This window comes from Nocardioides sp., from assembly GCF_036401255.1.
GTDB lineage: Bacteria > Actinomycetota > Actinomycetes > Propionibacteriales > Nocardioidaceae > Nocardioides.
Window position 1 is genome coordinate 1 of sequence record NZ_DASWVI010000359.1, and the last position, 7,634, is coordinate 7,634.

Annotated in this window: 7 protein-coding genes; 3 read left to right on the forward strand and 4 right to left on the reverse strand. The window is 72.8% G+C overall.

Going from position 1 to position 7,634, the window contains the following annotated elements; genetic code table 11:
* Window positions 1-1,122, forward strand: a 1,122-nt coding sequence (locus VGD85_RS16740; RefSeq protein ID WP_331064571.1) for an Ig-like domain repeat protein, incomplete at its 5' end; no start/stop codon positions are given.
* A gap of 67 nt (window positions 1,123-1,189) precedes the next feature.
* On the opposite strand, the gene VGD85_RS16745 is transcribed toward VGD85_RS16740, so the two are convergent.
* The gene (locus VGD85_RS16745; RefSeq protein ID WP_331064572.1) at window positions 1,190-3,568 is read right to left on the reverse strand and encodes a sodium-translocating pyrophosphatase; all 2,379 of its coding nucleotides are present in this window, start codon (window positions 3,566-3,568) and stop codon (window positions 1,190-1,192) included.
* Between the two features lie 261 nt (window positions 3,569-3,829).
* Window positions 3,830-4,168: an STAS domain-containing protein gene (locus VGD85_RS16750; protein ID WP_011753865.1), complete on the reverse strand. Its 339-nt coding sequence runs from the start codon at window positions 4,166-4,168 to the stop codon at window positions 3,830-3,832.
* 208 nt (window positions 4,169-4,376) lie between these two features.
* Here VGD85_RS16750 and VGD85_RS16755 point away from each other — a divergent pair, with 208 nt between their 5' ends.
* Together VGD85_RS16755 and VGD85_RS16760 are read left to right on the forward strand one after the other, a co-directional pair.
* On the forward strand, window positions 4,377-6,713 hold the full coding sequence (locus VGD85_RS16755; protein WP_331064573.1) for a DEAD/DEAH box helicase: 2,337 nt from the start codon (window positions 4,377-4,379) through the stop codon (window positions 6,711-6,713).
* A gap of 9 nt (window positions 6,714-6,722) precedes the next feature.
* Complete coding sequence (locus tag VGD85_RS16760; protein WP_331064574.1) at window positions 6,723-7,034, forward strand: hypothetical protein; 312 nt, start codon at window positions 6,723-6,725, stop codon at window positions 7,032-7,034.
* A gap of 14 nt (window positions 7,035-7,048) precedes the next feature.
* On the opposite strand, the gene VGD85_RS16765 is transcribed toward VGD85_RS16760, so the two are convergent.
* On the reverse strand, window positions 7,049-7,396 hold the full coding sequence (locus VGD85_RS16765) for an Rv3654c family TadE-like protein (RefSeq protein WP_331064575.1): 348 nt from the start codon (window positions 7,394-7,396) through the stop codon (window positions 7,049-7,051).
* A partial coding sequence (locus VGD85_RS16770) for a TadE family type IV pilus minor pilin (protein ID WP_331064576.1) occupies window positions 7,393-7,634 on the reverse strand: 242 nt, incomplete at its 5' end. The genes VGD85_RS16765 and VGD85_RS16770, both read right to left, overlap by 4 nt.

Consider the following 7,634-nt stretch of genomic DNA (forward strand, 5'->3'; position numbering starts at 1 on the left):
GGCGTCCCGGACCTGCTGACGCCGCCCCAGCTGACCGGGACCCCGGTAGTCGGAGAGCTGCTGACGGTCCTCGCCCCGGTGTTCAGCCTTCCGGGCGTGTCCACGGCCTACCAGTGGCTCAGCGACGGTGCGCCGATCCCGGGGCAGACCGGCGACACGTACACGCCAGGCCTGGCCGACGTGGGTCACGAGATCTCGGTGCGCGTGACCAGCACCATGGCCGGGCTGCCGGTGCTATCGACCGTGACCAACATCCTGCCGATCTCGGCTGCCGGCGAGCAGACGCTCTCGGCGACCTCGGCCCCCACGCTTTCCGGGACCGCGAAGATCGGCAAGACCCTGTCCGTCGACGGCACGGAGTGGAACGAGGAGGGCGTCACCACGACGTACCAGTGGCTGCGCGACGGTGTGCCGATCAACGGTGCGACCACGGCGTCGTACCTGCTCGTGCCCGACGATCTCGACGCGGCGATATCGGCGAAGGCCACCGGGACGAAGGACGGCTTCACGAACGGGGTCGTCACCAGCGACAGCCGGACCGCGACGATCGGCGATGCGATCACCTGGACGCGACAGCCCACCGTCGGCGGCACCGGGAAGGCGGGGAGGCTGCTGACCGCCGATCCGGGTGCCTGGGGGGCCGGGGAGACGCCGGTGTTCAGCTACCAGTGGAAGCGCGACGGCTTCGCTATCTCGGGCGCCGTCGCCCAGACCTACCAGGTCGATCCCGCCGATGCCGGCCGGGCACTGAGCGTCACGGTCACGGCCGCCCGGGCGGGGTACCAGCCCGGCACGTTCACGACCTCGAAGATCGCCGTGGCCAAGCGCGCCTCGGCACTGCGCGCGACCCTCGCCAAGAAGACCGTCGCCCGGAGCCAGCGGGCCCTGCTCGCAGTGGTGCTCAAGGTGGCGGGAGTCCGTTCGCCGAAGGGCGTGGTCAAGGTCCTGGACGGGAAGCGCACCATCGCCAGGGTCAAGCTGACCGCGAGCCGCGCCGGCAAGGCCACCGTGAAGCTGCCCCGGCTCAAGCCCGGTGCGCACCGGCTCCGCGCGGTCTACGCCGGCACCTCGACGATCGCCGCCGCTGCCTCGAAGGTCGTGACCCTGACCGTGAAGAGGTAGCCCTCCACCAACGAGGACGACCCGCCCGAGGATCTCGGGCGGGTCGTCTCGTCTGCGGGCGGAGAGGCTACTGCTGGTGCGGCGCCTCGAACTGCTGCGTCGGAGCCGGGTCGGCCGGCGGGGCGGCCTGGACCGGCGGGGGCGGCGGCGGAGGCGCCGGGGTGCCGGCGTCGTCGCCCTCGATGTGGACGGGGCGCCGCTTGGACACGTAGACGGCGGCCACGATGCCGGAGAACGCCACGAGGGCGATCACGATCCGCAGCGGCGTGTTGGCGTCCTCGCCGATCGACAGCTTCACGACCGCGGCGACGATCAGCAGCGAGACCAGGTTCATCACCTTGAGCAGCGGGTTGATCGCCGGGCCGGCGGTGTCCTTGAACGGGTCGCCGACCGTGTCGCCGATGACCGTGGCCGCGTGCGCCTCGGAGCCCTTGCCGCCGTGGTTGCCGTCCTCGACCAGCTTCTTCGCGTTGTCCCAGGCGCCGCCGGAGTTGGCCAGGAACACGGCCATCAGGGTGCCGGTGGCGATGGCGCCGGCGAGGAAGCCCGCGAGCGGGCCGACGCCGAGGCCGAAGCCGACCGCGATCGGCGCCAGGATCGCCAGCAGGCCGGGAGTGGCGAGCTCGCGCAGCGAGTCGCGGGTCACGATGTCGACCACCCGGCCGTACTCGGGGCGTCCGGTGCCCTCCATGATCCCGGGGATCTCCCGGAACTGGCGGCGCACCTCGTAGACGACCGCTCCGGCGGCGCGACCGACCGCGTTGATCGCGAGGCCCGAGAACAGGAACACGACGGCCGCACCGAGCAGCATGCCGACCAGGACGTTCGGGTAGGACGCGTCGAACGCGAACGCCAGCGTTGTCAGCTTGCCGGGCTCCTCGGTGAGGTGCACCTCCTTGATCGCCTCGTGCAGCGCGTTGGTGTAGGACCCGAACAGCGCGCTGGCGGCGAGGACGGCGGTCGCGATCGCGATGCCCTTGGTGATCGCCTTGGTGGTGTTGCCGACGGCGTCGAGCTCGGTGAGGATCTGGGCGCCGTGCTCGTCGACGTCGCCGGACATCTCGGCGATGCCCTGCGCGTTGTCGGAGACCGGGCCGAAGGTGTCCATCGCGACGATCACGCCGACGGTGGTGAGCAGGCCGCAACCGGCCAGCGACACCGCGAACAGCGCCACCTCGATCGAGCCGGCGCCGATGAGGAACGCCCCGAACACTGCGCCGCCGATGACGAGCGTCGTGTAGACCGCGGACTCGAACCCGACCGACAGGCCGGACAGGATCACGGTGGCGGCGCCGGTGAGCGAGGTCTTGCCGACGTCCTTGACCGGACGGTGGTCGGTGCCGGTGAAGTAGCCGGTCAGGCCGAGGATCGCGGCCGCCAGCACGATGCCGATGAGCACGGCGAGGGCGGCGACGAGCCGGGGGCTCACGTCGGCGTCGACGCTGGAGTTCGTCAGGTCCGCGAAGTCGCCGGGCAGGTAGACCAGCGCGAGCAGGATGCTGGCGACCGCCCCGATCGCGGCGGAGATGTAGAACGCCCGGTTGATGGTCTTCAGGCCGTTCTCGCCGGGCCGCGGCTTGCACAGGTAGACGCCGACCACCGCGGTCAGCGCACCGATCGCGGGGATCAGGAGCGGGAACACCAGACCCTTGTCGCCGAAGGCCTGCGAGCCGAGGATCAGCGCCGCGACCAGCGTCACCGCGTAGGACTCGAACAGGTCCGCGGCCATGCCCGCGCAGTCGCCGACGTTGTCGCCGACGTTGTCGGCGATCGTCGCGGCGTTGCGGGGGTCGTCCTCGGGGATGTTGTTCTCGACCTTGCCGACCAGGTCGGCGCCGACGTCGGCGGCCTTGGTGAAGATGCCGCCGCCGACACGCATGAACATCGCGAGCAGCGCGGCACCGAAGCCGAAGCCCTCCAGCACGTGGGGGGCGTCCTCCTGGAACAGCATCACGACGACGCTGGCACCGAGGAGCCCGAGGCCGACGGTCAGCATGCCGACGGTGGCGCCGGTGCGGAAGCCGATGTTCATGGCCGTGTCGCGGCCCTGGGTCTGCGCGGCCGCGGCCACCCGGAGGTTGGCCTTCACCGCCAGCGACATGCCGAGGTAGCCGACGCTGGCCGAGAAGCCCGCTCCGACCAGGAAGAACACGGAGCGGAAGATCCGCACCGTGGCGTCGTCGGCCGGCAGCGCGAGCAGGGCGAAGAACGCGACGACGGCGAAGATCGCCAACGTGCGGAACTGCCGCTGCAGGTAGGCGTTCGCGCCCTCCTGCACCGCCTGGGCGATGTTCTTCATGTTGTCGGTGCCCTCACCGGCGGCAAGTACCTCCTGGCGGAACATCGCCGCCATCGCGAGCGCGCCCAGCGCGATCAATGCGACGACGATGACCAGGACGAGGTTGCCCCCGGAGACTTCCACGACAGCGGGAACGATCCCCGTCATGTGCTTCCTCCTGGGAGAGTGATTCAGGTCTCACGGACGACGCGGAGTCTACGCACGGGCTGCCCTCGGGTATCCACATGTGACCCGCTACACACAGCTGGAGGCGCGCTCGTACGCCGTACGGGATGGGTTCGCGACGACGCTAGACCCCCCGCGACGGGCGGTCGACGGGTCAAAGGACCCGAAACGATCGGGACCTCGGGAGCCGGCCTCGGTGGGCCTCGACGAGGCTCGACCGGGCTCGATCAGGCTTGATTCAGGTCAGCTGCCGGCCAGCGCGGCGTCGGCGGAGTCGTGGATGACGAAGACCTTGGCCAGGCCGGTGATGCGGAAGATCTTCAGCAGGCGGTCCTGGGTGCACACGAGCTGCAGCGACCCGTCGTGGGCACGCACCTTCTTCAAGCCACCCACGAGGACGCCGAGGCCGGTCGAGTCGAGGAACTCGACCTCCTCCATGTCGACGACGATGTCGTAGACGCCGGCAGCCACCAGCTCGGTGATCTTGTCGCGCAGCTTGGGGGCGGTGTAGACGTCGATCTCGCCCCCGACGGCAACGATGGTCTTCCCACCGGCGTCGCGCGTCGTCAGAGTCAGGTCCACCTAGTGTCTCCCCGGTGTGGTTGTTCGGTTGCCGGAGGAGTCAAGGCGAGGAACCCCGACATCCGGCCTGCACAATGAAACCACGCCCGCGCCGTCCCGCGCACAAACTGACCACAGTTCGCGATCCGGCCCGGACGCTCCAGCCTACGCCCTGCCCCGGTCCGGGGACCGCCGGACCACCGTCGGTGGCCTCGGGGAGGATGAGGTCGTGAGTGCGGCCACCGGGTCCCCGACCCGCAGACCCCGCGACGTCCGGTCGGTCGTCGCGCGGCTGACAGCCGTGCCCGGGCGCGAGGACCGGCTGCGCCACCTCGAGGTCCTCCCGGCGCGTCCGGCCCGCCACGCCGAGTGGCCCGCGTGGGCCGCATCCGACGTGGTCGGCGCGTTCGAGGCGCGCGGCGTGACCCGTCCGTGGCAGCACCAGGCGGTCGCGGCGGAGGCGGCCCACGAGGGCCAGCACGTCGTGATCTCGACCGGCACCGCTTCCGGCAAGAGCCTGGCCTACCAGCTGCCGGCGCTCTCGGCGGTGCGCGCCGCACGCGGGGAGCGGGGGCAACGCGGAGCGACCGTCCTCTACCTCGCTCCGACCAAGGCGCTCGCGCAGGACCAGCTCGCCGGCCTGGGCGGCCTCGGCCTCGACCTGCGGGTCACCACCCACGACGGCGACAGCTCGCGTGAGCAGCGGGACTGGGCGCGCGACCACGCCGAGTACGTGCTCACCAATCCCGACATGCTGCACCGCTCACTGCTGCCGGGCCACTCCCGCTGGGCGCCGTTCCTGGGCTCCCTGCGCTATGTCGTCGTCGACGAGTGCCACCACTACCGCGGGGTCTTCGGCGCCCACGTCGCCCATGTGCTGCGCCGCCTGCGCCGCGTGTGCGCGATGTACGGCGCCAGCCCCACGTTCGTGCTCGCCTCGGCGACCCAGGCGGAGCCCGAGGTCGCCGCCCGGCGGCTCACGGGCCTCGAGGTCCTCGCGGTCACCGGCGACGCCTCACCGCGCGGGGAGGTGTCGCTGCTGCTCTGGGAGCCGCCGTTCACCTCCTACACCGGCGAGAACGGCGCGCCGGTGCGCCGGGCGGCCGCCTCGGAGGCCGCCGACCTGCTCGCCGACCTGGTCGCCGAGGACGTCCGCACGCTCGCGTTCATCCGGTCGCGCCGCGGCGCCGAGCAGGTCGCGATGACGGCGGCCGAGCTGCTCGCCGAGGTCGACCCGGCGCTGGCCGGGCGGGTCGCGTCCTACCGGGGCGGCTACCTGCCCGAGGAGCGGCGCGCGATCGAGGAGTCGCTGCGGCGGGGCGAGCTGACGGGTCTGGCGGCGACCAACGCCCTCGAGCTCGGCATCGACATCAGCGGCCTCGACGCCGTCCTCATCGCCGGGTTCCCCGGCACCCGCGCGGCCCTGTGGCAGCAGGTCGGCCGCGCCGGGCGTGGCGCCCAGGACGCGCTCGGCGTCCTCGTCGCGCGCGACGACCCGCTGGACACCTACCTCGTCACCCATCCCGACGCGCTCCTCGGCCGTCCGGTCGAGGCGACCGTCTTCGACCCGGCGAACCCCTACGTGCTCGGACCGCACCTGTGTGCCGCCGCCCACGAGGCCCCGTTGACGGAGGCGGACCTCCCGCTGTTCGGGCCCTCGGCCCGCGAGGTCGTCGACGCGCTCACCGACGCCGGCCTGCTGCGGCGCCGACCGCGCGGCTGGTTCTGGACCGACCGGCGCCGCGCGAGCGATCTCGCCGACATCCGCTCGACCGGTGGCGCCCCCGTGCAGCTCGTCGAGGCCGCCACCGGCCGGGTGGTCGGCACGGTCGACGCCTCCAGCGCCCACGGCACCGCCCACCCGGGCGCGGTCTACGTGCATCGGGGCGAGACCTGGCTGGTCAGGTCCCTCGACCTCGAGGACCACGTCGCGGTGATCGAGCGGGCCGACCCGGACTACTCGACGACCGCGCGCGAGGTCACCGAGATCTCCGTGGTGCGCGAGCGCGAGCATGCGGCCTGGGGTGACTGTCGCCTCTCGTTCGGCGAGGTCGACGTGACCCACCAGGTGGTCTCGTTCCTCAAGCGTCGCCAGCCCGGCGGCGACGTGCTCGGCGAGGAGCCGCTCGACCTTCCGCCGAGGTCGCTGCGGACCGCGGCCGTGTGGTGGACCGTGCCCGACCACGCCCTGACCGAGGCTGGACTGGCCGCGCGCGACCTGCCCGGCGCGGCGCACGCGGCGGAGCACTGCTCGATCGGCCTGCTGCCGCTGTTCGCGACCTGCGACCGGTGGGACATCGGCGGCGTCTCGACCGCGGTGCACCCCGACACCGGCCGGTTGACCGTGTTCGTCTACGACGGCCACCCCGGCGGCGCCGGCTTCGCCGAGCGCGGCTTCCGCGCGGCGCGCGACTGGCTCGTCGCGACCCGCGACACCATCCGGTCCTGCACCTGCGAGGAGGGCTGCCCGTCCTGCATCCAGTCGCCGAAGTGCGGCAACCAGAACAACCCGCTCGACAAGGCGGGCGCCGCCGCGCTCCTCGACGTACTGCTGGGCGAGGCCTAGGGTGCCCGCATGGTGATCCTCGGTCTCCTGCTCATCGCCCTCGGCGCCGTGGCGATCGTCGCCGCGGTCGGCACGGTCGAGGGCACCGGCGTCGAGCTGCTCGGCACCGACATCAGTCCGCTCGCCCTCTTCTTCATCGGCCTCGGCGCCGGCGTCGCCATCCTGTGGGGCTTCGGCCTCACCAAGTGGGGGACCAAGCGGACGCTGCGGCAGCGCCGCGAGAGCAAGCGGCTCAGCGAGCTCTCGGAGAAGCTCGACGAGCGCGAGGCCGAGCGTCGCGAGGAGGAGCGCGAGCGCGGGCCCGACGACCGGTCGCTCTGAACGGGCTGGGCCCGTCATCCGGGTCCGGCCCGGGCCTCGGCACCGAGGTCGGCGCTCTGGCCCAGCCAGTGCGGCCCGGTGACCTCGACCCGCACGGAAGCCTCGCGGCCGGCCAGGGAGCAGGCGACCAACCGCGCCCCGTTGTCAGCCGCCGTGGCCGCCCCGGCGGCGCACGGGTCGCGGCCCTGACCGACGGCCGTGGCCGCCGAGAGCGCGGCGAGGTCGGCGGCGGACTGCGCCGTCCGGTGCGCCCGCACCATCGCCGCCACCACGCCCAGCGCCGCGCCCACGAGCAGCAGGACGGCCAGGCAGGAGATCGCGAAGAGGCTAGCCGAGCCCCGGGCGTCACGCGCGGCGGTCACGGGGACTGCTCCTCGGCGGCGGCGACGGCCTGGGCCGAGACGGTGACCGCCGGCAACCGCCCGAACAGTCCGCCCGGACCCCGGACCTGCCCCACGACCTCCACGGTCACCTCGCCACCCCGGTCGTGCACCGCGACCCGGCTGCCGGCCGGCGCCACCTGCTCACCGCGCGCCACCGCCTCGGCGACACCGTCACCACGGGCGACCGCGCGCGCCGTCTCGCGGGCGGCGTCGACCG